General features: G+C 67.0%; 25 protein-coding genes. 16 read left to right on the forward strand and 9 right to left on the reverse strand.

Going from position 1 to position 26,781, the window contains the following annotated elements; genetic code table 11:
* Nucleotides 1–45: 45 nt before the first annotated feature.
* Both ACWEWT_RS16845 and ACWEWT_RS16850 read left to right on the forward strand, forming a co-directional pair.
* Entirely contained in the window at nucleotides 46–921 is an 876-nt protein-coding gene (locus tag ACWEWT_RS16845; RefSeq protein WP_452559881.1) for a LysR family transcriptional regulator, read from the forward strand.
* Nucleotides 918–1,814, forward strand: coding sequence for a serine hydrolase (locus ACWEWT_RS16850; protein WP_452559883.1), 897 nt, complete (start codon nucleotides 918–920; stop codon nucleotides 1,812–1,814). Before ACWEWT_RS16845 ends, ACWEWT_RS16850 begins: the two co-directional genes overlap by 4 nt.
* 78 nt (nucleotides 1,815–1,892) lie before the next feature.
* Here the strand turns inward: ACWEWT_RS16850 and ACWEWT_RS16855 are convergent, their stop codons facing one another.
* The 3 genes from ACWEWT_RS16855 to ACWEWT_RS16865 all read right to left on the reverse strand — a co-directional run bounded on the left by ACWEWT_RS16855 (nucleotide 1,893) and on the right by ACWEWT_RS16865 (nucleotide 4,664).
* On the reverse strand, nucleotides 1,893–2,321 hold the full coding sequence (locus tag ACWEWT_RS16855) for a hypothetical protein (RefSeq protein ID WP_452559884.1): 429 nt from the start codon (nucleotides 2,319–2,321) through the stop codon (nucleotides 1,893–1,895).
* Nucleotides 2,322–2,494: 173 nt separating this feature from the next.
* Nucleotides 2,495–3,331 carry a mycofactocin-coupled SDR family oxidoreductase gene (locus ACWEWT_RS16860; RefSeq protein ID WP_452559886.1) on the reverse strand — a complete coding sequence of 279 codons (837 nt, stop codon included), beginning with the start codon at nucleotides 3,329–3,331 and terminating at the stop codon, nucleotides 2,495–2,497.
* Nucleotides 3,332–3,395: 64 nt separating this feature from the next.
* Nucleotides 3,396–4,664 carry a cytochrome P450 gene (locus ACWEWT_RS16865; protein WP_452559887.1) on the reverse strand — a complete coding sequence of 423 codons (1,269 nt, stop codon included), beginning with the start codon at nucleotides 4,662–4,664 and terminating at the stop codon, nucleotides 3,396–3,398.
* A gap of 357 nt (nucleotides 4,665–5,021) precedes the next feature.
* On the opposite strand from ACWEWT_RS16865, the gene ACWEWT_RS16870 reads away from it, so the two are divergent.
* On the forward strand, nucleotides 5,022–5,606 hold the full coding sequence (locus tag ACWEWT_RS16870; protein ID WP_452559889.1) for a TetR/AcrR family transcriptional regulator: 585 nt from the start codon (nucleotides 5,022–5,024) through the stop codon (nucleotides 5,604–5,606).
* A gap of 19 nt (nucleotides 5,607–5,625) precedes the next feature.
* Here ACWEWT_RS16870 and ACWEWT_RS16875 read toward each other — a convergent pair whose 3' ends face one another.
* Entirely contained in the window at nucleotides 5,626–6,342 is a 717-nt protein-coding gene (locus tag ACWEWT_RS16875) for an enoyl-CoA hydratase/isomerase family protein (RefSeq protein WP_452559890.1), read from the reverse strand.
* 109 nt (nucleotides 6,343–6,451) lie between these two features.
* Here ACWEWT_RS16875 and ACWEWT_RS16880 point away from each other — a divergent pair, with 109 nt between their 5' ends.
* The 5 genes from ACWEWT_RS16880 to ACWEWT_RS16900 all read left to right on the forward strand — a co-directional run bounded on the left by ACWEWT_RS16880 (nucleotide 6,452) and on the right by ACWEWT_RS16900 (nucleotide 12,952).
* On the forward strand, nucleotides 6,452–8,065 hold the full coding sequence (locus ACWEWT_RS16880) for an AMP-binding protein (RefSeq protein ID WP_452559892.1): 1,614 nt from the start codon (nucleotides 6,452–6,454) through the stop codon (nucleotides 8,063–8,065).
* A gap of 35 nt (nucleotides 8,066–8,100) precedes the next feature.
* Nucleotides 8,101–9,297 (forward strand): amidohydrolase family protein, encoded by a 1,197-nt coding sequence (locus ACWEWT_RS16885; RefSeq protein WP_452559894.1) that lies wholly within the window; start codon nucleotides 8,101–8,103, stop codon nucleotides 9,295–9,297.
* Between the two features lie 70 nt (nucleotides 9,298–9,367).
* Entirely contained in the window at nucleotides 9,368–10,795 is a 1,428-nt protein-coding gene (locus ACWEWT_RS16890) for a FadD3 family acyl-CoA ligase (RefSeq protein ID WP_452559896.1), read from the forward strand.
* A gap of 334 nt (nucleotides 10,796–11,129) precedes the next feature.
* Nucleotides 11,130–12,389 carry an amidohydrolase family protein gene (locus tag ACWEWT_RS16895; protein WP_452559897.1) on the forward strand — a complete coding sequence of 420 codons (1,260 nt, stop codon included), beginning with the start codon at nucleotides 11,130–11,132 and terminating at the stop codon, nucleotides 12,387–12,389.
* 32 nt (nucleotides 12,390–12,421) lie between these two features.
* Nucleotides 12,422–12,952: a hypothetical protein gene (locus ACWEWT_RS16900; RefSeq protein ID WP_452559899.1), complete on the forward strand. Its 531-nt coding sequence runs from the start codon at nucleotides 12,422–12,424 to the stop codon at nucleotides 12,950–12,952.
* Between the two features lie 142 nt (nucleotides 12,953–13,094).
* On the opposite strand, the gene ACWEWT_RS16905 is transcribed toward ACWEWT_RS16900, so the two are convergent.
* Nucleotides 13,095–14,327, reverse strand: coding sequence for an erythromycin esterase family protein (locus ACWEWT_RS16905; RefSeq protein ID WP_452559900.1), 1,233 nt, complete (start codon nucleotides 14,325–14,327; stop codon nucleotides 13,095–13,097).
* 80 nt (nucleotides 14,328–14,407) lie between these two features.
* Between ACWEWT_RS16905 and ACWEWT_RS16910 the strand changes: the two genes are divergently transcribed.
* The gene (locus ACWEWT_RS16910) at nucleotides 14,408–15,205 is read left to right on the forward strand and encodes a TioE family transcriptional regulator (protein ID WP_452559902.1); all 798 of its coding nucleotides are present in this window, start codon (nucleotides 14,408–14,410) and stop codon (nucleotides 15,203–15,205) included.
* 88 nt (nucleotides 15,206–15,293) lie between these two features.
* On the opposite strand, the gene ACWEWT_RS16915 is transcribed toward ACWEWT_RS16910, so the two are convergent.
* A complete protein-coding gene (locus ACWEWT_RS16915; protein WP_452559903.1) occupies nucleotides 15,294–16,730 on the reverse strand; it encodes a glycosyltransferase family 39 protein in 1,437 nt (478 codons plus the stop codon).
* 420 nt (nucleotides 16,731–17,150) lie between these two features.
* On the opposite strand from ACWEWT_RS16915, the gene ACWEWT_RS16920 reads away from it, so the two are divergent.
* Nucleotides 17,151–17,444 (forward strand): hypothetical protein, encoded by a 294-nt coding sequence (locus tag ACWEWT_RS16920; protein ID WP_452559905.1) that lies wholly within the window; start codon nucleotides 17,151–17,153, stop codon nucleotides 17,442–17,444.
* 155 nt (nucleotides 17,445–17,599) lie between these two features.
* Here the strand turns inward: ACWEWT_RS16920 and ACWEWT_RS16925 are convergent, their stop codons facing one another.
* A complete protein-coding gene (locus ACWEWT_RS16925) occupies nucleotides 17,600–18,037 on the reverse strand; it encodes a TIGR03667 family PPOX class F420-dependent oxidoreductase (RefSeq protein ID WP_452559907.1) in 438 nt (145 codons plus the stop codon).
* Between the two features lie 208 nt (nucleotides 18,038–18,245).
* Here ACWEWT_RS16925 and ACWEWT_RS16930 point away from each other — a divergent pair, with 208 nt between their 5' ends.
* Together ACWEWT_RS16930 and ACWEWT_RS16935 are read left to right on the forward strand one after the other, a co-directional pair.
* Nucleotides 18,246–18,500, forward strand: a complete 255-nt coding sequence (locus ACWEWT_RS16930) for a hypothetical protein (RefSeq protein ID WP_452559909.1) — start codon at nucleotides 18,246–18,248, stop codon at nucleotides 18,498–18,500.
* 168 nt (nucleotides 18,501–18,668) lie between these two features.
* Nucleotides 18,669–19,679 carry a hypothetical protein gene (locus ACWEWT_RS16935; protein ID WP_452559911.1) on the forward strand — a complete coding sequence of 337 codons (1,011 nt, stop codon included), beginning with the start codon at nucleotides 18,669–18,671 and terminating at the stop codon, nucleotides 19,677–19,679.
* A 68-nt stretch (nucleotides 19,680–19,747) separates the two neighbouring features.
* Here the strand turns inward: ACWEWT_RS16935 and ACWEWT_RS16940 are convergent, their stop codons facing one another.
* Nucleotides 19,748–20,953 carry a CaiB/BaiF CoA transferase family protein gene (locus ACWEWT_RS16940; protein WP_452559913.1) on the reverse strand — a complete coding sequence of 402 codons (1,206 nt, stop codon included), beginning with the start codon at nucleotides 20,951–20,953 and terminating at the stop codon, nucleotides 19,748–19,750.
* Entirely contained in the window at nucleotides 20,950–22,419 is a 1,470-nt protein-coding gene (locus ACWEWT_RS16945) for an aldehyde dehydrogenase family protein (RefSeq protein WP_452559915.1), read from the reverse strand. Before ACWEWT_RS16945 ends, ACWEWT_RS16940 begins: the two co-directional genes overlap by 4 nt.
* Nucleotides 22,420–22,656: 237 nt before the next feature.
* On the opposite strand from ACWEWT_RS16945, the gene ACWEWT_RS16950 reads away from it, so the two are divergent.
* From ACWEWT_RS16950 to ACWEWT_RS16965, 4 genes are all read left to right on the forward strand, one after another.
* A complete protein-coding gene (locus ACWEWT_RS16950; RefSeq protein WP_452559917.1) occupies nucleotides 22,657–23,364 on the forward strand; it encodes an SDR family NAD(P)-dependent oxidoreductase in 708 nt (235 codons plus the stop codon).
* A gap of 45 nt (nucleotides 23,365–23,409) precedes the next feature.
* Entirely contained in the window at nucleotides 23,410–23,604 is a 195-nt protein-coding gene (locus ACWEWT_RS16955) for a ferredoxin (protein ID WP_030521009.1), read from the forward strand.
* Between the two features lie 15 nt (nucleotides 23,605–23,619).
* A complete protein-coding gene (locus tag ACWEWT_RS16960) occupies nucleotides 23,620–24,972 on the forward strand; it encodes a cytochrome P450 (RefSeq protein WP_452559919.1) in 1,353 nt (450 codons plus the stop codon).
* 108 nt (nucleotides 24,973–25,080) lie between these two features.
* Nucleotides 25,081–26,766: a thiolase C-terminal domain-containing protein gene (locus tag ACWEWT_RS16965; protein ID WP_452559921.1), complete on the forward strand. Its 1,686-nt coding sequence runs from the start codon at nucleotides 25,081–25,083 to the stop codon at nucleotides 26,764–26,766.
* Nucleotides 26,767–26,781 lie beyond the last annotated feature (15 nt).

Genomic DNA, 26,781 nt, shown 5'->3' on the forward strand with positions numbered 1-26,781 from the left:
CCGCTGTTCGGCGGCGGTCTCCGGCGGCGCTGGTTCAATATCGCTATGGACCTGATCCGCCACCTCGGCTATTTCGTCGCCATCGCCGATGAAGGCCACTTCGGACGGGCCGCCACCGTACTGGATATGACGCAGCCCCCGCTGTCCCAGGGGTTGCGGCGCCTGGAGAACCGGCTGGGCGTCGAGCTGGTCCACCGCACCCGGCAGGGCGCGGTCCTCACCGCGGCGGGCCGGCAACTGTTACCCCGGGCCCGGCTCCTGGTGGACGACGCGGAACGCCTGCTCGCCGAAGCGCAGCGGATCGCCCGCACCCGCGGCACCGTGCACTGGGGCGCCACCTCCGCGCTGCCCGACCGGATCGTCACGGCCTGTGTGACCGTGCTCCGCACCGGCAGTTCCTCCGGCGAGGCGGTATCCACCGATATGGGTACGACGGTGGATCTGGTGACGGCCGTCCGGTCCGGGTTGTGCGATCTGGCGGTGATCGAACATCCGGCCCTGGTCGACGGTGTGGAGGCCCGCTCGGTGGTGAAGCTGCCCCGGTGGATCGTCGTCCCGGCCGGCCACCGCAGTGCCGCCACCGAGCGACCGGCGTTCCCGATGCTGGCCGGCCTCACCTACGCCGCCTACCCGCGGGCCGCGAATCCCCCGGCCTCCGATACGGTCCGGGATCTGCTGCGCGAACGCGGCCTCGATGTCCAGACGGTCACGGTGCACGACGACCGGGCCGTACTCGCGGCGGTGGCCGCCGGAACGAGTTTCGGGCTCACCACCACCGCGCCGTCCGATATTCCGGGTGTCGCCTGGTTGCGGATGGCCCCGCAGGCGGTGGCGTTGCGTTGCCGGGTGATCCATCGCGCGGGCGCCGAGGAGCAGGCCGACGCGCTGGACCGCCTTCTCTACCGGGAGCGCCTGCGATGACCACGGCCGATCGTATTCGCGCGGTATTCGCCGACGCGGGGTGTACCGGGCGGTTGCACGCGCGCCGGTGCGACGGCGACGGCCCCGAGGTCGCGGTCGGCGGAACCGAACGGGTGGTCACCGCCTCGGTGTACAAACTGCCGCTGCTCCTCGCGTACTGCCGCGCGGTGGACGCCGGTCGTCTCGACCCGCTGTCGCGGCTCACACTCACCCCCGCGGAATGCACGCCCGGCCCCACCGGGATCTCCGCCCTGCACGACCCGGTCACCATGAGCCGGCGGGATCTGGCGACCTCCATGATGACGGTGTCCGATAACGCGGCCGCGGATCTGCTGCTCGGCGAGATCGGGCTGGGCGCAGTCCACGAGCTGCTGGAATCGCTCGGGCTCGACCACACCCGGCTCGTCGGCGGCACCGCCGATATCCAGCGCAGTCTGGTACGCGATACCGACTCCCACAGCACAGCCGAGGCATTCGCCGCCCTGGCCGACAACGACGAGGCCTGGACCGTATCCGCCTACGACCCCGCCTATACGAGCGCGACCACGCCGGAGGAGATGACCCGGCTGCTGTCCGCCCTCTGGCGCGGACAGCTGCTGTCCCCGGCGCAAACGGATTTCGCCTGCTCGATCATGCGGCGGCAGGTCTGGCCGCACCGAATCGCGGCCGGATTCCCGCACCGGGGAGTGGCGGTGGCCGGGAAGACAGGAACCATCGGCATCATTCGCAACGAAGTCGCCGTGGTGGAGTTCCCGGACGAATATCCGGTCGCGGTGGCCGTTTTCACCCGGGCCGCCCGCGCCGATCCCGCGCTGCCCGCGGTCGACGCGGCGATCGCCGAGGCAGCACGGATCGCGGTCGCCGAACTGCGCCGGGCGCTGCCCACCGAATGACCGAACCCGTCCGCCCGACACCGATTTCGAGGAAGAGACAGGCGCCGGGACCGGAAATCACGTCCACCGCGTTCCGGATCAGGACTCGGTGACCAAGAGGTCCGCGCGGTACTCGGCAGCCGGGACCACCCCGTCCGCCGGCCGTGACGGGCGCAGTGCAACGAGTTCGATCCGATAGCCACCGACCGTCGCACCGGTGGCGAACCGCCGGCTGGTGTGGAGTTCCGCGGAAGACCGCTGCTCCCCGACGCTCACCGCGGCGACCACGATCGCATCCCCTTCCCAGACGCACTGCGCGCGGGCCGGGCATCGGCTGTCGGCGGATACGCCGTCGAACGACACCGTCAGCCGGTCACCGTCCAGCCGCACCGTATCGCCCGGCGCCAGGGTGAACTCGGTACCGAGCCGCGGGGAGTCCGCGGGTGGCCCGGCCGGCGCACCACATCCCGCCGCGACCGCGCACAACCCCGCCACAACCAGACCTCGGCCGATTCGCATGGCATCCATGGCGGCCGATCATGACATACCGGCGGCCGCACCCGGCCGGGTATCCGGGCGCAGCCGTTCCGCGTCCGATCGGTCGCGTCCGCACAGGCGGGGGCCTCCGGCACCGGAGGAATCAGTAGTCGTGGGCCCGGACGGTGCCACCGTCCGGGCCCGGGTCCACGAGTTCGCCTCGGCTACTTGAGCATCGACCCGCAGTCGACCGGCAGTGTGACACCGGTGAGATAGCGGGCCTCGTCCGAGGACAGGTACAGCACCGCGTTGCTGATATCGATCGGATCCACCCACGGCACCGGCAGGGTGTGGAACATCTGGCAGATCGGCGCCATATCGTCGGCGGTCGGATTCTCCAGATCCGGACGGAACATGGCGAAGGTCTTCTCGTTCATGATCATCGCGGTGCTCACGTGTGTGGGATGCACCGAGTTGACCCGGATCGAATGCTGGCCGAGCTCCACCGCGAAGGCGCGCATCAGGCCGACCACACCGTGTTTGGCGGAGACGTAGTGCCCGGTCTGCGGGTAGGCCTTCAGACCACCGACCGAACTGGTGAGCACGATCGAGCCGCCGCGGCCGCCCGCCAGGATGTGTGGGACACCGGCTTTCACCGATTTCCACACCCCGCTGAGGTTCACGTCGATCATGTCCTGCCAGACCTCTTCGTCGGTCTCGGCCAGGGTGTCGCCGCCGCTGGCGATTCCGGCGTTGGCGACGATGATGTCGAGCCGGCCCAGCTTCCCGACAGCTTCCGCCAGTGCGGCCTTCAGCGCGGCCGAATCCCGGACATCGACCTCGGCGGTGACGATCTTGCGCCCCGTGGCTTTGACCAGTTCCTCGGTCTCGACGAGATCGTCGGGGGTGGCCAGCGGGATCTCGACCGTATCGATCGGTTTGCAGATATCGATGGCGATGATGTCGGCGCCCTCTTCGGCCAGCCGCACCGCGTGGCTGCGGCCCTGGCCCCGGGCCGCACCGGTGATGAAGGCGACCTTGCCCTCGACCCGTCCGGTCATGACTACCTCATTTCCTCGTTCCACCGGTCGCGACCGGCTGGATTGTGCTGCGGTGAAGGTTGTTTCAGGATTTCGGCGTATAGGTGATGTGCAGGTCGGTCAGGCCGCGCAGGATGAAGGTCGGCTCGAAGTTGAAGGTCGGATCCGTGAGCGAACCGTGCTTTTCCGGATCGAGCCGGATATCGAGCATCCGGTCCAGGATCCGTTCCAGCGATACCCGGCCCTCGACCCGCGCCAGCGGACTGCCGGGGCAGGTGTGCACACCGCGTCCGAAGGCCATGTGCTCCCGGAAATTCGGGCGGTCGAGATCGAAGACGTGCGGATTGTCGAAGCGGCGCGGATCGCGATTGGCCGCGCCCGGGCAGACCATCACCAGCGATCCGGCGTCCAGCGCGACGTCACCGACCTCGACCGGCTTCTTCGCCAGCCGGAACCCGCTCTTCACCGGCGACTGCATGCGCAGGGTCTCTTCGATGAAAACGGGGATGCGGCTGCGGTCGGCGCGCAACGCGTCCTGCAGATCGGGGCGGATGACCATGAACTGCATGGCACTGCCGAGCAGTTTCGCGGTGGTCTCCTGGCCCGCGCCGAAGAGGAAGGTGGCGGTACGCACCACGTCGATGACCTCGGGGGTGGAGCCGTCCGGGTACTTCGCCTGGGCCAGCGAGGTGAGCACATCGTCGCGTGGATTGGACCGCCGGTCGGAGATGAGTTCGCTGAACAGGTTGTCCAGCCATTCCAGCGGATTGACCGGCACGATCTCCTTGTCGATCGAGCCCACCGTCGGCCCACCGGCCAGGTTGATCCGCAGTTCCTCGTGGTATTCCTCCGGCACGCCCAGCAGATCGGCGATCACCAGCAGCGTGAAGACCTTGGCGTAGGCGGCGAGGAATTCGCATCTACCGTCGTCGATGAACTCGTCGAGCTGTTTGTCGGCGAGTTTCCACATGAACTCCTCGTTCTCCTTCAGCCGGGAGGGAACGAGTAGTTTGTTGAGCAGCGACCGCGCGGCGGTGTGGTCGGGCGGATCCATGGTGACCATGTGTTCGTGCATCGGCAACTGCTCCCGATGCGCGGCGATCTGACCGGTGATGTCGTCGCCCTCCGGGGTGAAGGGCAGCGGCGGGAACGGGCCGCCGACGGCGATGCACGAGGAGAAGGTGTCCGAATCGCGCAGGACGTCGATGGCTTCCTCGTATCCGGTGACCGCCCAGACCCCGTAGTTGGGTTCCTGAGTGACCGGGCATTTTGCGCGCAGATGGTCGTAGTACGGATGGGGATCGGGTACCAGCGCGGGATCGGTGAAGTAGTCGACCGTATCGAAATCGGTCACGGGAACCTCCTGATATCAACAGAATCTTGTCGCCGACCGTGGATCACGGGTTGATACGGCTCGTTTGCTCCGCGGCCCTCGGGGACTGTCGCCGCCAAAAGCCTTACGCGGCGCGCGCTGCTGCTCCGGGTCGCCCACAGCCGCCTCCTCGCGCCGCCACACACTCCATCCGAGGCCACAGCCGTATCCCGGTAGCGATGCGGGACGACCCTTGCTGAGCGAGCGCTCAGATGTGATGCTGAGCACATGCTTAGCATGGGCGGAGGGAGCGCGTCAACAGTCGTCACCGGCGGGATACGATCCCCGGTGATCCCTTGACCGGCGTGGTAATACGGAAACCCCAGAGGAGGCCGAAACATGTCATCACCCCGCCGGCTCGGCGCACCCGAGGCCAAGAACCGCGGTGTCCTGATGGACGCGGCAGAACGGCTGATGCTGGAACAGGGCTGGGCCGCGGTGACCTCGCGCCGGGTCGCCGAATACGCCGGCCTCAAACCGCAGCTCGTGCACTACTACTTCCGGTCCATGGACGACCTGTTCCTGGACCTGTTCCGCCGCCGGGCCGAACAGGGCCTGGAAACCCTGGCACAGGTGCTGAAATCCGACCGGCCGCTGCACGCGCTGTGGGAGTTCAGTACCGATACCACCGCGGCCCGGTTCACCATGGAGTTCGTCGGACTCGCCAACCACAAACCGGCGATCCGGGCCGAGGTCGTGCGCTACTCCGAGCAGTTCCGTGCCGCGCAGACCGAAGCGCTGGGCCGGCTGCTCGACGCCTACGGGGTCGATACCGGCCGCTTCCCCGCCGATGTGCTGTCGGTGCTGATGACCAGCGCGGCCCGGATGGTCGTCCTCGAACAGGCACTCGGCATGACGGCCGGGCACGCCGAAACCTTCGCGTTCGCCGAACGCGAGATCGGCTTCCTGGAGAACGGGGCGTAACCGGCGGCTCATCCGGGCCTCATTTCCCGCGATTCATCACCCGGTCGGCGGCCACCCAGTGCGCGTCGGCCACCCAGAGCTCGGCGAAGGCCGCCACGGCCGCTGCCGGACTCGCCCCGTCGACGACGCGTTTGATCGCTTCCGCCGAGGGGTTGGCCAGGGCACGGGCGAGCACCCGCCAGCCCTCCTCGAATTCGGCCCGCGGCAGCACCCGGTCCACCAGGCCGTGACGTTCGGCGTCGGCGGCCGAGAGGATCTCGCCCGAACCCGCCAGCAGCAGTGCGCGGCCGCGCCCGACCAGCCGGGACAACCGTTCCGCGCCGCCCCACGCCGGCATGATCGCCAGCGCCACCTGATTGAAGCCGATCTTGATATCGTCCGCGGCGATCCGGATATCCGCCGCCACCGCGACCTCGGCACCGCCGCCCAGCGCGTGGCCGTTCAGCGCGGCGATCACCGGGCCCGGGAACGCCGCGATCTTGTCGCAGACCTCCCGCATCCGGTTCGCCATGGCGGCGGCCTGCTCCACGGTACGCAGTGCGGCCAGCTCCTTGAGATCTCCGCCGGAGACGAAGGCCCGGTCCCCCGCACCGGTGATCACCAGGGCCCGGGCTCCGGCCGCCCCGTCGATCGCCTTGTCCAGCTCGTCCATCGTGTCCAGGGCAATGGCGTTGCGAGCTTGTGGCCGGTTGATGGTGACGACGGCCAGACCGTCCGCCAGTTCGAGCTCGATCACGACTTGTTCTCCTCGACGGAAATATGATTCTCTTGTCTAGAGAACCATATACTTTCCCGCTGGTTTCCGACGATCGGATCGGGAGTTCGATATGCACCAGCCACGGCGTATGAGCGAGGGCCCTACGTGGTCGCGCTCCACCTCCGGGCCCGAATCGCTCATCCGCGGCGTTCCCCCCGAACTGGCCCTTCGCTATCGCGAAGCCGGATGGTGGACCGACGAGACACTCGGTGAACTCCTCGCCCGCGGCCTGGCCGACGCCCCCGGGACGGCCTTCCGCGTGCACTCCCGGATCCGGCCCTGGTCGGGAACCTTCGCCGAGGTCGAACAGATCGCGCGGCGCCTGGCCGCCGGCCTGCGGCGCCGCGGGGTCGGGCCCGGCGATATCGTCGCGTTCCAGCTGCCGAACTGGATGGAGGCGGCGGCCACCTACTGGGCCGCGACCCTGCTGGGCACCACGGTGGTGCCGATCGCGCACTTCTACGGGCACCGAGAACTCGGCTACATCCTGGAGGCCGTCCGGCCGAAGGTGTTCATCACCTGCGAACGCTTCGGCCACAAAGAATTCGACCCGACTCTGTGCGCGGACGTACCGGTGGTCGGCGTGGTGGACCGGGATTTCGACGAATTGCTCGAACCGGAACCGCTGGACGGCGTCCTGCACACCGACCCGGACGGGCCCGCGTGTATCGCGTTCACCTCGGGTACCACCCGGGCACCGAAAGGCGTCGTACACAGCCACAACACCCTGGGTTACGAAGTGCGGCAGCTGGCCGGTATGTACCCGCCCGACCGCGGCGACCAGCTCACCTCGGCGCCGGTCGGCCATTTCATCGGCATGCTCAACGCCCTGCTCATCCCGGTTGTCGACGGCGCGCCGATCCATCTGCTCGACCTCTGGGACCCCGGCTGGGTGCTCGAACTGATGGAGCGCGAGAACATCTGCGTGGGCGGCGGCGTGAGCTATTTCGTCACCAGCCTGCTCGACCACCCCGGCTACAAGCCGGCGCATCTGGCCCAGCTGCGCTACGCCGGCCTGGGCGGGGCCGCGGTACCGGCCGCGGTGAGCGTGCGCCTCGAACAGCTCGGGATCACGGTATTCCGTTCCTACGGCAGTACCGAGCATCCGTCGATCACCGGGTCACTGTCCACCGCACCGGCCGATAAGCGCCTGTTCACCGACGGCAATGCCCTGCCCGGCGTGGAATTCCGGCTGAGCGAGGACGGGGAGATCATCAGCCGCGGCCCCGATCTGTGCCTGGGCTACACCGATCCGGAACTCACCACCCACGCCTTCGACGCCGACGGCTGGTACCACACCGGTGATATCGGCGTCCTCGACGCCGACGGCTATCTCACCATCACCGACCGCATATCCGACATCATCATCCGCGGCGGCGAGAACGTGAGCGCGCTCGAGGTGGAGGAGGTGCTGCTCACCCTGCCCGGCGTGGCCGAGGGCGTCGCGGTGGCGGTACCCGATCCACGCCTCGGCGAGCGCACGGCCGCGGTGGTGCGCTGTCTGCCCGATCGGCCCGCCCCCGATATCGAGGCACTGCGCGCGCATTTCGCGCAGGCGGGTCTGGCCAAGCAGAAATGGCCCGAGGAACTGCATATCGTCACCGACTTCCCGCGGACCCCCAGCGGAAAGATCCAGAAGTTCGCCATCCGGCGTGATCTGGCCGCAGCGCGCGACGAGGCCGTTGCGACCGAGCGCTCATGAGAATACGATTCTCATAAATAGCCAAGGAGGATTCCATGAGTAAAGTCGAGCTGCCGTATCAGCTCTTCGACGCGGACAACCATCTCTACGAGACCAAGGAAGCGCTCACCCGGCATCTGCCCGAGAAGTACAAGGGCGCGATCCAGTACGTCGAGATCAACGGCCGCACCAAGATCGCGGTACTCGGCCAGATCAGCGAGTACATCCCCAACCCCACCTTCGAGGTGGTGGCCCGCCCCGGCGCCATGGAGCAGTACTTCAAGCACGGTAATCCCGAGGGCAAGAGCCGGCGCGAGATCTTCGGCAAGTCGATGAAGGCGATCGACGCCTTCCGCAACCCCGAAGCGCGGCTGAAGGTCATGGACGACCTCCAGTTGCAGCGCGCATTGATGTTCCCGACCCTGGCCAGCCTGGTCGAGGAACGGATGCGCCACCATCCCGAGCTGATCCACGCAGTGATCGAATCGCTGAACCGCTGGATGCTCGAGGACTGGGGCCAGGACGGCAACTTCGTCCACTCCGGCCGCATCTTCACCGTCCCGGTGATCACCCTGCCGATCGTCGAACGGGCGATCGCCGAATTGAACTGGGCCGTAGTGGAACACGGCGCCAAGGCCATCCTCGTACGCCCGGCCCCGGTGCCCGGGTTCAAGGGCATGCGATCGTTCGCGATGCCGGAATTCGATCCGTTCTGGAAGCGCGTCGTCGAACTCGACGTCCTGGTCACCATGCATTCCTCGGACAGCGGCTACTCGCGCTTCGACGCCGAATGGGACGGCAACGATACGGAGATGCTGCCGTTCCAGACCAACACCTTCGCCATGACCAACCAGTGGCGTCCGGTCACCGACGCGGTCGCGTCCTGGGTGTGCCACGGCGCGCTGAACCGGTTCCCCGAGCTGAAGATCGCCGTCATCGAGAACGGTTCGGCCTGGCTCGAGCCGCTGCTGCAGCAGCTGTCCGATGTCTACAAGAAGGCGCCGGAGGGCTTCGGTTTCCGCGATCCGATCGAGGCGATCAAACAGAGCCTCTACGTGAGCCCGTTCTGGGAGGAGGATCTGGAACGGCTGTCGCAGGTCATGGGCGCCGACCATGTGCTGTTCGGTTCCGACTGGCCGCATCCGGAGGGCCTGGCCGAACCGGCCCGCTACATCCACGAGATCAAGGACATGCCGCTGGAGAACCAGGCCAAGATCATGGGCGGCAACCTCGCGCGGTTGCTCGAGGTATGAGCGGGTCGGGCCCGGCGGTGGTTGTGCGGCGTCACCACACAGGGCCCTCGCTCGAATCCGAGGACACAGCATGACCTGGGAAACCATCCCGCAGCTCGCCCTGTCCACCGCGGACCGCTTCGGTGATGCCGAAGCGGTGGTGGACGGGGAACTGCGGTGGAGCTACACCGAACTCGTGGACCGGATCCGCCGGGCCGCGGGATCGTTCGCCGAATCCGGTATCGGCACAGGTGACCGGGTGGCCGTATGGGCGCCCAATTCGGCGGAATGGATCGTCGCCGCCCTCGGCCTGATGACCGCGGGCGGCGTACTGGTACCCGTCAACACCCGGTTCAAGACCGAGGAGGCCGCCGATGTCATCCGCCGCAGCGGAGCCAAGGCCCTGCTGGTGCAGAAGGGTTTCCTCGGTGCGGACTATCCGGCCCCACCCGGGGTACCGGTCTACGATCTGAAATCCGATTTCCTCGGCAGCGGGGCACCTTTCGAACGAGAGGTCGCGGGCACCGATATCGCCGACATCATCTACACCTCGGGCACCACCGGGCGCCCCAAAGGCGTGATGATGAACCATCTGCAGACGCTGCGGTTGTATTCGGAATGGTGCGATCTGGCCGATCTGCGGCGCGGCGACCGCTATCTGATGGTCAACCCGTTCTTCCACACCTTCGGCCTGAAGGCGGGGATCGTGGCCGCACTGGTCCGCGGCGCGACCATGCTGCCGGTACCGGTTTTCGATGTGGACAAGGTGATCGAACTCGTGGCGACCGAACGGGTCACCATGCTGCCGGGGCCGCCGACGCTGTACCATTCGCTGCTGGAATACGAGGGCGCGCGCGATATCTCCTCGTTGCGCGCCGCGGTGACCGGGGCGGCGGATATCCCGGTCGACCTGATCCGCCGGATCCGGGAGGAACTCCCGTTCCGGTCGATCATGACCGGGTACGGCCTCACCGAGGCCGGTACCGCCACCGCGTCGCGACCCGGGGATACCTTCGAACAGATCGCGACCACCGCGGGCAGCGCCTGTGCCGGTATCGAACTGCGTATCGCCGACGACTCGGAAGTACTCATCCGCGGGTACAGCGTGATGCAGGGCTATCTCGACGACCCGGAGGCCACTGCCGCGGCCGTCGACGCCGACGGCTGGTTGCACACCGGAGATCTGGGGAGCCTGGACGAGGGCGGCCGGCTGAAGGTGATCGGCCGTAAGAAGGATATGTACATCGTCGGCGGATTCAACGCGTATCCCGCCGAGATCGAAGGGTTCTTCCTGGAACATCCGGCGGTCGCCCAGGCCGCGGTGATCGGGGTCCCCGATGATCGGCTGGGCCAGGTGGGCAAGGCATTCGTCGTGGCACGCACGGAGATCGGCGCAGCGGACCTCATCGCCTGGGCGAAGGAGCGGATGGCGGGGTACAAGGTGCCGCGGTCGGTAGTTTTCCTCGACGAACTACCGCTCAACGCCACCGGAAAGGTGATGAAGGATCAGTTGCGCTGAACGCCGACAGCGGACCGAATCCCTCAGCCGGAGCCACGACCGGCCGCCGGATCGGCAGGCGCTCGCGTGGTCGTCCCGCACTGCACCACGGATGCTGTGATCGCGATACCCACTCCGCCCCCGCGTATCTCGCGGTGGCGGAGTTCGGCGTGCCCGCCGGGCCGTACGCGACCGCCCTCCGGCACGAGGATCCGACCCCGGTGATCATCTCGACCCGGGCACCGGCCACGGTGTATCGTCGAACACAACCGAGAGTGAGATTCTCATCTGAAGAGATTTTCGATCTCCTAGTCCGGGCCGCGCCCGGCGTCGACCATGAACAGCGAGGAGTCCGGTGAATATCGACGACATGATTCTGGTGAGCATCGACGACCACGTGGTCGAACCGCGCAATATGTTCGACAACCACGCGCCGAAGAAGTACGCCGAATACGTACCGAAGGTCGTCGTCGACGACACGGGTATCGATCGCTGGATCTACCGCGACCGGCCCACCGGTGTCACCGGCCTGAACGCGGTCGTCTCCTGGCCGGCCGAGGAGTGGGGCTACGACCCCGCCGGATACGCCGAGATGCGCCCCGCGGTCTACGACATCCACGACCGGGTCCGCGATATGGACGCCAACGGCGTCCTCGGCTCCATGTGCTTCCCCACCTTCACCGGTTTCAGTGCCGGGCATCTGAGCCGCGGCGGCATGGACGAGATCACCGTCGCGATGATCTCCGCCTACAACGACTGGCATATCGACGAATGGGCCGGCGCCTACCCGGGCCGGTTCATCCCGATCGCGATCCTGCCGCTGTGGGAGCCGCAGCTCGCGATCGACGAGATCAACCGTGTCGCCGCCAAGGGCTGTCATTCGGTGACCATGCCGGAGCTACCGCATATCGACGGTCTGCCCAGCTATCACGATCTCGACTACTGGGGCCCGGTGTTCCAGGCACTCTGCGATAACGACACTGTGATGAACCTGCATATCGGGCAGGGCTTCGGCGTCCTCAAACTGGCCCCGAACGCACCCATCGACAATCTGATGGTCCTGGCGCCCAGTATCTCGCTGATCGCCACCCAGGATCTGCTGTGGGGCCCGGCTTTCCGTAGCTACCCGAAGCTGAAGGTCGCGCTGTCCGAAGGCGGTGTCGGCTGGATACCGTTCTTCCTGGATCGCTCCGACCGGCACTACACCAACCAGCGCTGGCTGCGCCGCGATTTCGGCGGCAAGATGCCCAGCGAGGTGTTCCGGGAGCATGTGCTGGCCTGCTACGTCACCGATCCCACTTCGCTGAAACTGCGGCACGAGATCGGTATCGACAATATCGCCTGGGAATGCGACTATCCGCATTCGGATTCGCTCTGGCCGGGCGCCCCGGAATTCGTGCTGAACGAACTCGAGGGAGCCGGCGCCGACGATTCCGATATCGACAAGATCACCTGGCAGAACGCCTGCCGTTTCCTGAACTGGGATCCGTTCGCGCACACTCCCCGCGAGCAGGCGACGGTCGGCGCGCTACGCGCAAAGGCCACCGATGTCGATCTGTCGACCACGACCCGCGCCGAATACGCGGAGCGCTACGCGGCCAAACACGCGAGCTGAGGAACCGCCCGGCTGTTGGCATGATCGAGTACATGCCAACAGCCGACCCCGTGGGGGAACCCGAATCCGCACCGAGTTTCGACCCCGAGTGCCGCCTGGTACCCGAGTCGAGCAGGTACGCGAAGAAGGTTGTCCGAGACCTGCGCTATAACGGCGGCGACCTCACCATCGCCATCCAAGGCCCCGGATTCTCCTTCGCCCATGTCGTATTCCGTGAGCTGATGGGGTTCCGGGTGCTGGACGAGGGCGACCTCATCGAGTACTGGAACACCTACAGCGAACCGCACGGTTGGCTGTGGGAAGTCGAGCGGGGCGGCTGGCTGGATCTGGAGCGGCAGCGCCCCACCTTCTGGAGCGGCGAGCAGGACAGTATCCGCGAATACTTCATCGCCGACGACCATTGCATCAATGTTCTGACCTGGACTCCGCCTGAAATCATCGATCTCGGAACCGATCCGGCGCAGTCCGGGAATCGAGCCTCGAACTCCCCGACCGGCGCGGCCGAACCCTCGGGTCCAGCCCGCTCACCGATACCGCGGACCTCGCGACGTCAGCTCCGGTGAACAGGGTCCCAGAGCAGCTGAACCTGCCGCACAGAACCACTGGCCCCCGGCTCCGGCCCCGCGCTCGGCGACGCCGTGGAACGCACCCGGTGAGATGTGTTCCGATAGTCACCGGCGAGTACCGCCCGCCCCGCGCGCCGGTTCACGAGCGGTCGGGGAACTCCGCGGTCGACCCGCCCGCGTGTGACCGGACCGGGTCGGGTTCGGATCGTGCCCGGTCGCGCTGCCGCCGGCCCCGGACGGTGGCACCGTCGTGGATGTGCAGGATCAGGTCGGCGGCGTCGACGGCCGCTCGGTCGAGCGCGAAATAACCGTGCGCCGGAGTGTGATCCGTGCGGGAACGCGCGGTGGGGATATCCGCGGGCCGGACGAACCCCCGGGCGGCGACCCGGGTCTGCAGAAACCCCTCGTAGGTATCCGCGCCGGGCTCGGGCAGATCGATGGTCTCGTCGCGACCCAGCGAGCCGATGACCACCGTGTACCGCGTACCCAGCAGCGACGCGACGACAGCGCCCGCACTGGACCAGTCGAGCTGCATATCGCCCATCCGCATACTGCTCGGGTTCCGTTGCAGATGGAGGTTGTGGGCGAATACCAGGGTCGGGCCCCGCCCGGCCTCGATACGCCGGATATCGAGCAGGTTCTGTGCCATGAGCGCGTCGCGGACGGCGCACATCCGATTCCAGCGGGCAGCCTGTCCGATGGGCTGGGCCGCCTGTTTGTGATACCGCAGCAGGCCGAGTCCGGCGGTGAGATACGTTTCGGCACGCAACCATGCGGTGCGCGAGGTGCGCTCGACGAGTTCGGGCGCCCGGGTGTAGAGGGTGGTGCACATATCGTCGGCGAGTACACGCAGAGTGTCGGCCGCACGGGTCGCCCCGACCGATACCGCCGGATCCAGTACCGCCTCGGTGCGGTCCCACTGATCGTCGGCACCGGCCAGATCGGTCAGACCGAGATCGAGACCCAGGTAGTCGGCGGTGTATTCGAGATAACGGCGCGGACTGGGCGCGCTCATCGTCTCCAGCGAGGCATCGAAGCCGTGGAAGGCCAAGTGCTCCCCCGGCGAGCGGGTCTCGTTGTACTCCCGCATCCAGGAGACCAGATCCCGGTTGGCCGGGAAGTCGCCGAAACCGTGCGAGAAACCCGCTGCCGTGGCCGTATCGAGCGTGCCCACGCCGTACCGGACGTAATCGTCCACGACGAGGGCGGCCACGCGATCGGTTTCGAGAGCTATCGAGCGGAAGCCGCGATCCGCCGCCGCCACGAACAGGTCGTTACGGGTCCAGGCGAAGGCCGGTTCCAGATGGGTCGGTTCACCGAACGCCAACAGGTCGGCGGGCCGGTTGAGGACGCTGTCAGGGAAATCCTTCATTTCTTCGATCTTATCTTTGAAACTTCGGTTGAGACTTTCCGCGCTCCCAAGCGTTATATCTGGTGTAAAGTCTCAAAACAGTGATCACACTGCGACCGACCGATCTGGCCCGCGCGCACGGACTCTCCACTCAGGCCGTCCGCAATTACGAGCGGGACGGGTTCCTACCGCCCGCCGAGCGCACCGACAGCGGCTACCGGATCTACACCGAAGTGCACGCGGCGGCTCTGCACGCCTTCCTCGCCCTCGTCGCCGCGTACGGGCACGCACTCGCCGGGCGGATCATGACCGAGATCCACGGCGGTGAGATCGATTCCGCGCTGAACCTCATCGACCGCGGCCATCAGCGGTTGCTCCGCGACCGCGAAACACTCGATACGGTCCGGCGGGCGATCGAGCACCTCCCCACCGGGCACGACATGCTCCCCGCGCGAACCTCCGCCACTACCCGCACCATCGGCGAAGTGGCGAATCATCTGCGCGTCACCCCGGCCACGCTGCGCGCCTGGGAGACCGCGGGGATCCTCGGCCCCCTACGAGACCCGGCGACGGGTTACCGCGTCTACACACCCGCCGATATCCGCGACGCGGAACTCACCCATCTCCTGCGGCGCGGGGGCTACGGACTGGACCGTATCGCCACGGTGGTCGAACAGATCAGGACTGCCGGCGGCACCGAGCAACTGAGCGGCGCGCTCACCGACTGGCAACGCAGGCTCACCGAGCGCGGGCTGGCCATGTTGGACGCAGCCGGCCTGCTCGGACAGTACCTACGCCGGATACCCCCCGCCGATCCGGGCGACCCCCGGCCGGCCGAGGACGGTCCCGGTAGCGCCCGATACGCCCTCGACACCCCCAGCCCCGGAAGGCCCCGCTAGAGAGACCTCGGTCGAGTCGTGCCTACGCGCCACAACTACACATCGAATCGAACCCGCACCTCGACCGCACAGGCTTCGATGACGCTCTCTAGCCCAGTTGCCGTTGCGCCGGCCACAGCTGCGCCCAGGGCGCACGTACGGTACGGCACACGTACATCGCCGCCCCTTGTTCGTCGTTGTCTATTCCGAGCCCGTTGTCGATTCGGCCCGCCGCTTCGGGAACGGAATCGGCGCAGAATCGCGCGACTTCCGCGCGGGTGAGGCCGACGGTGAGGATCGGCCGGGAATCGACCGGTGGCCCCCACCACCAGTAGGCATTGTGGCCACTGTGCGGAACCGGGAGGCCGTACGGAGCGCCGAAACGCTCGATGGCAGCGGCTTCGCCGTAGTTGTCCGTGAGTATTTCCGCGTTCGGTGCCAGACGGGCTCTGACCTCCGCGATTCGGTCGGTGAACCGCGGCCAGCCGACCGTTTCTCCGGCGTCGTAGTTCACGGCGAGAATCGGCGAATCGCGCAGGGCGGTCACGGGCAGAACCGGCAGGAACAGTACCGCCGACACCATCGCGTTCAGGGCAAACACCGTGACCGTCGCGGTACGCCGCCGCCAGGTGCGGGTCAGTGCCGGTGCCAGGGCGGTAGCGCCGGCGGCCAGCAGCACCGGGTACATTCCGCCCAGATAGTACGCCTTGCCCCCGGCGACCAGGTACGCCACGAACAGCAGGACGTAGGCGAGCGCGAAAGCGCGGTAGCGGCGGCACCGGGCCAGCCACCACAGACCCGCGGCCCACAACACCACCATGAGTGGCCCCATCAGGCCGAACTGCAGCAGCACGAAGCCGAGCGGGCCGTCCGACGTTCCCGAGGAGCCACCCGCGATGGCCCGGGCTGCCTCGGCCTGCGGCAGCCCGTTGCGCACCTGCCACCACAGATTCGGCGCCCAGAGGACCGCGGCGATCCCGAGTGCGACCGGGAAGTACCCGGTGGCGAACACTTTCCGGGGGCCGAGCAACAGAAGTGTGCAGGCGAGAACCAGCAGCGGTAACGCCAGCAGCGTCTTGTTCTGCAAACCGATACCCGCCAGCACTCCGGCGAGCAACCACCAGCGCCGATCCGATTCCGGCCGCAGCAGCCGCAGGACCGTCACCACTACGGCGGACCACACCGCCAGGTCGAAGATCACGGTGCCGAGTTGATGACCGGCGCCGAGCAACAGCGCGGAGGAAGCCACCGCGGCCGCGGCAAGGGTCTGCGCCGCCCGGCCGCCGCCCAGTTCACGGACCGCCCAGCCGGTGCACACGACCACGGCGGTGGCCGCCACGATCGCCGGAAGTCGCAGGAGGATCAGCGAATCCGCGTCGATCGCAGCCATCGCTCGGGCCAGCAACGGCACCAGCGGCGGCTGGTCGGCGTATCCCCAGTCGAGGCGCCGACCCGCGGCCAGAAAATACATCTCGTCCCGGTGATACCCGTACCGGTCGGCACACACGGTGAGCGAGACCGCTAGAGCGCCTGCCACCCAGTACATTCCGCCATCCACTCGATCACGGCGGCGGGCCGGGATGCCGCTGCTCCCGTGTCGATCCTCGCACGGGCCCCGGCCGTTCGCTCGGTATCAGCCGGTTCGTGGAAAACCATCTCGCGTGCGACGGCCACGGCAGGCCGCAACGTGGTCGAACGCTGCTTCGTCCGGCTCGAACAGTATCGGGCGATCGCCACCCGCTACGACAAACCGCCACTTCTCACCGTGGGATGCTCGACCTGGCCATCGGCCCGCGGATCGGCGGTGAGATCACCTGCCGCGATCTCACCGGCGCGTCGTGACACACCGAAAAGAAGCTGCTGACCCGCTGAGCACATCGCCTGCCCACAGTTCGGCGCGCTGTGGAGAATACTGCGAACCCGTGCACGAGTAGCCGTCCATTCCCCGATTCGAGAGGAACAGCGAGTGCGACGAATCATCGACACCGTGGGCATCCTCATCGCCGGAACGGTGATCATGCCGGCGACCCCGCTCAGCGCCCACGCCGACCCGGGCGACTTCGTCTACATCGGGCAGAACGGTGGCCGCGCCGTATTGAGCGATCCCGTACCCGACCGGTGTCACAACACACCGGGAGCAGCCGGGGTCGTCACCAACGATACGGAACTGCGGGTCGCCGCGTTTCCCGGACCGAACTGCGAAGGGGCACCCGCGGCCCCACAGCGCGGGTCGGCGTTCGAGAGCGTGGTATTCCATTAGCGACGCCACCACCCATGGGCTCCGGCCTGGGTCCGTCCGCTCTGTCCGGCCGACTACCGGCTGATCGGCACATGGATGCCCGGTGGCTCCGGCGGGTCGATACCGGCTTCCCGTTCCCGATCCGGACTGCGTGGTCCGACCTGGAATTCTGAGGTTCAGAACCCGCGCAGACGGTCGGGTACCACCCGGATGGGCACCGAGTACTCCGCGCGGAACCGGTCGCCGGTCATGGACAGCCCGGCCAACCCCGCCGCGTACTTGTCGAGGTACGCCGCGACCTCTTCGGGGTCGACGGTGGCCTCGACCCGGGCGGCGCCGCCGAACACCACCACTTCTCCCCCGGTCTCGGTGCTGTTGAAATGCAGGGCCACCCGCGGATTGCGCGCGATATTGCGAAGTTTCGGCCGGTCCGGCTGACTGAAGACGAGGAAGGAGCTACCGTTCCAGCGGAACCATACGGGGCTGGGTTGCGGGGTCCCGGTGGGTCCGGCGGTGGTCAGCCATACAATCTGCTCGCGTTCGAGCCGTTCGGCTACGCGGGCACCGAAATCCGTTGCGGGATCGATCAATTCGTTCACGCTGGGTGTCGTCATGAGCGGCCTCCGGGATATGCGGGCGGGATGCGCCCGGAACAACACCGGGGCCACCGCGACGATTCCCGGCCGAGAGCGCGGTTGCCCGGCGATCGGATAAGCATCCGGTAACGCTTTTTAGAGGTCACTTTTCCATTAAAAAGAGGTCGACCGGGCACTGACCGTGCGAAACTTCGGCGATTCGTCCTCTTCACCGAAGGAAGCCTCGATGAGAACCCTGTCGATCCTGGGCGCCGCGGCCCTCGCGACCGCCTCGTTCGGCCTGGCGGTTGCCGCCCCCGCCCGGGCCGTACCGGCCGGCTGCCACCCCTCCTACGATCCCTGCGTCCCCATCACCAGCGATGTCGACTGCGCAGGCGGTAGCGGGAACGGCCCCGCCTACACCGGCCGGGTCCGGGTGATCGGACCGGACGAGTACGACCTGGACCGCGACGGCAACGGAATCGGTTGCGAGAGCAGCTGATCTACCGTACCGAAGGGTGGTGGTCGATGATGCGCGGAATGCGGGCAACACAATTCCGGGCATCATCTCCACCGGCGGCCGGATAGCGCGCCACCTGCCACGATCGGGAATCTGCCGCCGGAGATCCATGCGATGGTGGACGTAACCGGAGACCGAAGTGAGACGTCCGTGAAATTGCTCGTATCCCAGGCCGTCAGCGGAGCCGCCCGCAAGGCCGCCGCGCGTTCGGCCGCGCTACTCGGCAGCGCGGCGAAGGGCACCTCCACCACCTACAACCGTCTCGCCGGGGGCATGCGCAGCGGCACCGACGACCTGGCACGAACGAATAACAGGTCCGGCCTTTCGGTCCGCCATGTGGTGATGGCGGGTCTGGGCGGGCTGGCGTTGGGACACCTCATCGACGACGCCGACCGCGAGGACAGCCCGACAGGCCGGACAACGAACGGACCGGTGGACGCCGGACCGGAAGTCGACTCCGCACTCGACGCGACTGTGCTGGACTACGCCGATATGTCCCCGTTCCTGCGGGAGCAGCTGAAAATTCTGGAAGCCGACGGCTGGACGATCGGCTACGGCGATATCGATTCGCTCGGCGTGACGTACTCCGAGGCCAAGAAGATCATCATCGACAAGGACAAGAAGGACGAACCGCTCTGGGCCACCGCGATCCTGGCACACGAAGTGGGTCACGCCTACGCCGGTAGATTCGACGCAATCACCGATCCGCCGACGCCCGGAGAGGAATACGGTCCCTGGCTCGAACGGAACATGCGGATGCGTTACCTCGCCGAAGCCGAAAGCGGGTTGACAACTGCCCGGGCCCGGATGGAGATCCTGGAGAACGGCGGCCCCGATATCGGGAACATCAGCCAGGCGACCATCGATATCTGGGCCGACGAAAACAGCGGGCGGCTGTCCCACGACGAAGCGCGCGACCGGCTGGCCGACGAACTCGGCCGAACTCCTTATCAGCACTACCGGGACGACCTCGAACAAACCTGGGACGACAACTTCGCCGATACCCACGGCCCCTCCGAACTGGAGATCGATATTCCGGTGCTGCCCGACAGTCCGAATATCCCGGACAACGGCGTCATCGTCGAGCCGCCCGCCCAGGACAACAACGGTTACGACCCGCTGCCGGTGGAGGAGGGCGACCAGCACGATCCACCGAAATAGCAAGTGCTCGGGCCCGGCAGGAATAGCTCGGTGGCATCCCTACCGGGTCCGTCGTTCGGTGCTACATCTCAGGCCACCGCGCCGCTGGTCTTCAATTCGATGATCCGATCCCAATCCCACCCGAGTTCGAGCAGGACCTCTTCGGTCTGCGCCGCGAACTCCGGCCCGGGCCGCAGCTCGGGTGCGGTGACGTCGAACTGGACCGGGCTCGAGACCAGTTCCAGTTCTCCGGCGGGAAGAATGTACTCGTTGGACCTGATCTGATCGTCCTGCCCCACCTGGTGGGAGTCCTGGACCGGCGCCCACGGCCCCTTGAGCGTCGCGAACTTCTTCGTCCACTCGGCGAGCGTGCGCTGCGCGATCGCTTCACGCACTATCTCCACCCCGGCATCGGTATTGGCCGCGATTGTCGCCGCGTCCGCGAAACGCGGATCCTCGGCCAGTTCGGGGCGGTCGATATGCCGGCAGACATCGGCCCAGAACTTCCCGGGCTGCAACATGACGAACGAGAGATAGCGGTCGTCGGCCGTGCGATAGAGTCCCGACAGCGGGTTCGACATCGCACCGTGGGTACCGGGCGGCGGCGCCAGCATGGGTTCACCCTGATACGCCGACAGCGCGACCGTATGTCCCAGCGACCACAGACCACTGCCCAGCAATGAGACATCGACGACGGACGGTTCCCCGGTCCGCTCCCGCTTCAGCAACGCGGCGGCGATACCACCGGCCAGATTGGTCCCGGAGATCGTGTCACCGAAGGCGGGGCCGGGCGGCTGGATCATGCCGTTCGTCCCCTCCGGGGTGATGGTGGCGGCCACCCCGCCGCGGCACCAGAAGGCGGTCATATCGTAGCCACCGCGATCGGATTCCCGGCCCCGCGGACCGAGCGCGCTGCCCCGGGCGTAGACGATCTTCGGGTTGACGGCGCGGATATCGTCGATATCGATCCCGAACTTGGTGCGGGCCGAGGGCAGGAAGCTGGTGAGGAACACATCGGCCCGCCGCGCCAGTTCGTAGATGACCTCGCGTCCGCCCTCGACCGACATATCCACGCCGATACTGCGTTTACCGCGATTGGCGTGTTCGATATTCGGGTTCGGATCGCCCTCCACCTTGAACTTGCCGATCTGGCGCAACCCCCGCTGCGGATCACCGGTGACCGCATGCTCGACCTTGATCACATTCGCGCCCCAGTCGGCGAGCACCGCGCCCGCCGACGGGACGAAGCCGTACATGGCGACTTCGAGGACGGTGATCCCCTCCAGCGGCTTCACGAGGCCACCACCTCGGCGATCGTCTTGCGCTCCATGAACTCCTCCATCCCCACGACGCCCATCTCCCGGCCGACGCCGGACTGTTTGTAGCCACCGAAGGGCGCGTCCGGGTGGAAGTAGTTGCCGCCGTTGATACTGAAGGTGCCGGTACGGATCCGGCGGGCCACCGACCGGGCGCGCTCCGCGTCGGCGCCGAACACACCACCGGACAGACCGTAGATGGAGTTGTTCGCGATCCGCACCGCGTCGTCGATATCGTCGTACGGGATCAGCGCCAGGACCGGGCCGAACACCTCTTCCTGGGCGATCTCGCTGTCGGGGTCGACATTCGCCAGCAGGGTCGGCTTGTAGAAGAACCCGGGGTCGACCTTCTCACCGCCGGCCACCAGCGTGGCGCCCGCGGCGACCGCCCGCTCCACCAGGCCGTGCACCTTGTCACGCTGGCGTTCGCTGATCAGCGGACCCATATAGTTCTTCGGGTCGGCCGGGTCACCGTAGGTGATGTTGGCGAGGTTGGCGGCGACCAGCTCGGCGACCTTGTCGTGATCGGCGCGGGGTACCAGCAGGCGGGTGGTGATCGCGCACCCCTGGCCGGCATGCGAGCAGATACTGAAGGCGGCGAACATGGCGCCCAGGTTGTAGTCGGCGTCGTCGAGCAGGATGGCCGCGGATTTTCCGCCGAGCTCGAGGAACACCTTTTTCAGGGTGGCGCTGGCAGCGGCCATGATCTTGCGGCCGACCGGTGTGGAGCCGGTGAACGAGACGACATCGACATCGGGGTGCGTGGTCATCCGTTCGCCCACGGCCACTTCGGAACTGGTGAGGATGTTCACCACGCCGGCCGGGATATCGGTGTGGTTCGCGATGAGCTCGCCCAGGGCCAGGGTGATGAGCGGGGTGTCGGGGGCGCCCTTGAGGACCACCGTGCACCCCGCGGCCAGCGCCGGCGCGAGTTTGGCGAACGCCAGCTGATACGGGTAGTTGTAGGCGGCGATGGCCGCGACCACACCTGCGCCCTCTTTCTCGACCCAGCGCTGGTGCTGGGCGCCGCGGATCTCGACCGGGCCGAGGTCCTCGGTCCAGGTGTAGCCCTTCAGCACACCGGCGTAGTACTTGACGATCTCGAACGGGGTCTCGAGCTGGTTTCCCTTGGTGAGGATGTAGCTCGCGCCGACCTCGGCGATCATCAGCGCGCGCAGGTCCTCCACATTGTCCTGCAGCGCCTGATAGAGCTGGTCCAGGCAGCGCGCGCGGAATTCGTGGTTCGTCGACCAGTCGGTGGTGTCGAACGCATGGCGGGCGGCGGCCACAGCGGCGTCCACCTCGGCGACACCGGCTTCGGGCGCGTGGCCGACCACTTCCCCGTTCGCGGGATTGAGCGAGGCCAGGGTCGCCCCGGTCTCGACCAGCTGCCCGTCGATGAGCAACCGCTGCGTGGCAGTCACCGCCTCTTCCTGCGTTGACATCCCGCCTCCTCGAAAGTTTGTGAAAATTACATTCTCGTTTGAGGAGAATAGTACATTTGGCAAGGGCGCTCACGCTGGCAATTCGGTGAGCTGGAGAAATCCGGAACCGGCAGCGGAGCGACCGACCCTCGGACGGATCCCGCAGATCTTGCGGACACGATCTTTACGAGAGTACGGTTCTCACTATTCGGAATGCATGTTCTTGCGCCGGTGGGCGCGGGAGAAGGAGAGGCAGGCGTGAAAACCGCAGTTGTCACCGGCGGCGCCTCGGGCATCGGACTGGCCATCGCGCAGCGGTTGCGCAGCGACGGATTCCATGTGGCCGCCCTGGACCGCAACGCTGCCGCGGAAGACGATTCCGCCTACCGGGCCGATGTCACCGACCCGGACAGCATCGCCGAGGCGCTCGACGCCGTCCGCGCGAAGCTGGGACCGGTCGCCGTCCTGGTGAACGCCGCCGGAGTCGACGGGTTCAAACGGTTCCAGAACATCGACTTCGCGGAATGGCAGCGGGTCATCGAGGTGAACCTGCACGGCGTCTTCCACACCATCCAGGCCGTACTGCCGGATATGGTCGAAGCCGGCTGGGGCCGCATCGTCAACATCTCCTCGTCGAGCGCGCAGTCGGGCCAGCCGTTCATGTCCCACTACGTCTCCTCGAAATCCGCGGTCAACGGACTCACCAAATCCCTTGCGCTGGAACTGGGTCCCTCGGGGATCACCGTCAACGCGGTCCCCCCGGGCTTCATCGACACCCCCATGCTGCGCCGCTCCGAAGAGCGCCGGCTGCTCGGCGGCACCGTCGAGGACCATATTCAGCGCACCCCCGTGCGGCGGGTCGGCAAACCCGAGGATATCGCCGCCACCTGCGCTTTCCTGATCTCCGAGGAGGCCGGATACATCACCGGCCAGATCATCGGCGTCAACGGCGGACGCAACACCTGACAGCCCCGGGTCTCCGCCCACCGCATCCGAAGGGAAGTGACAACCGTGAAGGTCCATGTCGATCAGGAACGCTGCCAGGGACACACTCTGTGCTCGATGATCGCGCCGAAAGCGTTCGAACTCAGTGAAATCGACGGACATTCGTCGCCGGTCGACGAAAATGTAGCCCACGACCAAGAGGACCAGGTGCGCGAAGCGGTGCACTCGTGCCCCGAGCGCGCCATCTCGCTCACCGAGTAGCACGAGGGGGGACCGATGTCCGCCACCGAATCCACCGACCGCCTCAATCCCCGGCTCGATTTCGACCGTTACGGACCCGGTTACCGGCAGTCGTTCCAGGCGATCACCGAGCATATGCATCGACACTGCCCGATCGCCTGGACCGACCACCACGACGGTTACTGGGTGGCCGCGGGTAACCGCCAGGTCTTCGAACTCGCCCGCTGCCCCTACGTCTCCAACGACCGCGATGTCGAAGGTGTACGGCGCGGATATCAGGGCATCACCATCCCCTCCACCAACCAGGCCGCCATCCGCAACGGCATCCTGGAGATGGACGATCCCGAGCACCGCGAACTGCGGTCGGTACTCAACCCGTATCTGTCGCCCGCGGCGGTACAGCGCTGGATACCGTTCGTCGACGAACTCGTCCGCGCCGCCCTCGACGAGAAGATCGCCGCGGGACGGATCGATTTCGTCGACGATCTGGCCAATATCGTGCCGGCGGTGCTGACCCTGGCCATGCTGGGCATCCCGCTGGCCAACTGGGCGGTGTACAGCGAACCCGCCCACGCCACGGTGTACACCCCGCCCGATTCCCCGGAATACGAGCGGGTGCACCGGCTACACCAGGAAATGGGCCTGGATCTCTACACCAACCTCACCGAGATCCGGGTGAATCCCCGGCCCGGGCTCATCCACGCGCTCGCCACCGAGGCCACCCTCGGCGGCGCGCCCCTCTCCGATATCGAGATCCTCGGCATGCTCGGCCTGCTGATCGGCGGCGGTTTCGACACCACCACCGCGCTCACCGCGCACTCCCTGGAGTGGTTGTCCGAACATCCGGACGAACGGGAGACCCTCAGCCGGGAACGGGATCAACTACTGGATTCGGCGACCGAGGAGTTCCTGCGTTACTTCACCCCGGCACCCGGCGACGGCCGCACCGTGAACTCCGATATCGAACTGGCCGGCGCCCGGTTCGCCGAAGGCGAACGACTGTGGCTGTCCTGGGCCATGGCCAATCGTGACCCGGCGGTGTTCGAGGAGCCCGATCGGGTGGTGCTGGATCGTAAAGGCAATCGGCACTTCAGTTTCGGGTTGGGCATCCATCGCTGTATCGGGTCGAATGTGGCCCGCGCGGTGTACAAGCGGATGCTGATCGCGGTACTGGACCGGATACCGGATTTCCGGTGTATCCCGGAAGAAGCGGTGCACTACGAGACCATCGCGGTCATCCAGGGGATGCGGCATCTGCCGGCCACCTTCACCCCGGGTGAACCGCTCGGCCCGGGACTCGCCGAAACCCTCGAGCGGCTGCAGACCGTCTGCGACGAGCAACGACTCGCCGAACCGGTCACCGTCCGCCGGGACTCGGCACAGATCTGATACGGCAATATCGGCAGCACAACGAAGCGCCGTACTCGCGGCGACCGGCCGGGCGGCCGCGCACCGCGAGTACGGACCACCGGCCCTGCCACCACACGAGGAGGCGATATGGCATCGACGACCGGCACAGCTCCGGCACCCCGTTCGGGGCGCCCGTTACCGCTGCTGTCCCTGGACACCGAGTTCTTCTGGACCTCGGGTGCCGACGGCAACCTCCGGATCCAGGAATGCCGGTCGTGTTCGGCCCTCATCCACCCGCCGCAGCCGATCTGCCGGTACTGCCGCGGGCGTGACCTGGCACCCCGGATCGTCTCGGGTACCGCGATACTCGCGTCGTTCACCGTCAACCATCGGTTCGCGCTACCCGGTCTCCCGCCGCCGTACGTGGTGGCGACGGTGGCCCTGGCCGAGGATCCGCGAGTCCGGCTGACCACCAATATCGTCGACTGCGATCCCGACGAACTCACCCTGGGCATGCGGCTGGAGGTGGTGTTCCAGCAGGACGACGACGTATGGCTACCGCTGTTCCGGCCCGCGGCGGATCGATCGGACCCGGCGCCGCTACCGGTCGACGAGATACCCGCGGATCAGTTCGCCCAGCATGTGGCGCCGCGGCGGCGCGGCGACAAGTTCGAGGACAGCGTCGCGCTCACCGGAATCGGTATGTCGCAGATCGGGCGCCGGCTCATGCGGCCGCCGCTGGAACTCACCGTGGATGCCTGTCAGCGGGCGATCGCCGACGCGGGCCTGAGCCTCGACGATATCGACGGCCTGTCCTCCTATCCGGGTGGCGGGAACCTCGGCGGATTCGGCGAGGGCGGGGTCACCGCACTGGAATCCGCGCTCGGTATCCGGCCCACCTGGCACAACGGCGGGATCGAAACATTCGGGCCGGGCGGGTCGGTGATCGCGGCGATGCTCGCGGTACACGCCGGACTCGCCACCCATGTGCTGTGTTTCCGCACGGTCTGGGAGGCCACGTTCAACGAGCTGATGAAACGGGGCACCATTCCCGCGTCCGGCGGGGGTCGCACGGCGAGCTGGATGCATCCCTTCGGCTCCACCTCCGCCGCGCATACGCTGGCGCAGAAGGCACAGCGGCATTTCCACGACTACGGGACCACGCGCGAGACACTCGGCTGGATCGCCCTCAACCAGCGGGCGAACGCCGCGCTGAACCCCAGTGCGGTGTACCGCGACCCCATGACGATGGACGACTACCTGAATTCCCGCCCGATCACCACACCGTTCGGGCTCTACGACTGCGATGTCCCGTGTGACGGCGCGGTCGCGGTGATCGTCTCGGCCCGCGAGGCCGCCGCCGATCTGCCGGTACCCGCCATCCGGGTGGAGGCCGTGGGGACCCAGATCGTCGAGCGGATCGAATGGGATCAGAGCACGCTCACCCACGAGCCGCAGGTCCTCGGCCCCGCCGCGCATCTGTGGACCCGCACCGATCTACGACCCGACGATGTGGACGTCGCCGAACTGTACGACGGGTTCACCATCAATTGTCTGTCCTGGATCGAAGCGCTCGGCTTCTGCAAGATCGGCGAGGCCAAGGATTTCCTGGACGGCGGTGCGAATATCGCCCGGGACGGGATCCTGCCGCTGAACACCCACGGTGGTCAGCTCTCGCACGGCCGCACCCACGGGATGGGACTGATACACGAGGCGATCGTGCAGCTCCGCGGGGCCGCCGGGGAACGGCAGGTGACCGATGCCAAGGTGGCGGTGGTGTCCAGCGGTGGACTCACCCCGGGCGGCGCGGTACTGCTGCGGAGCGAATCCTGATGGCCCGGAGCGTGT

The organism is Nocardia sp. NPDC003963 (genome assembly GCF_053605105.1).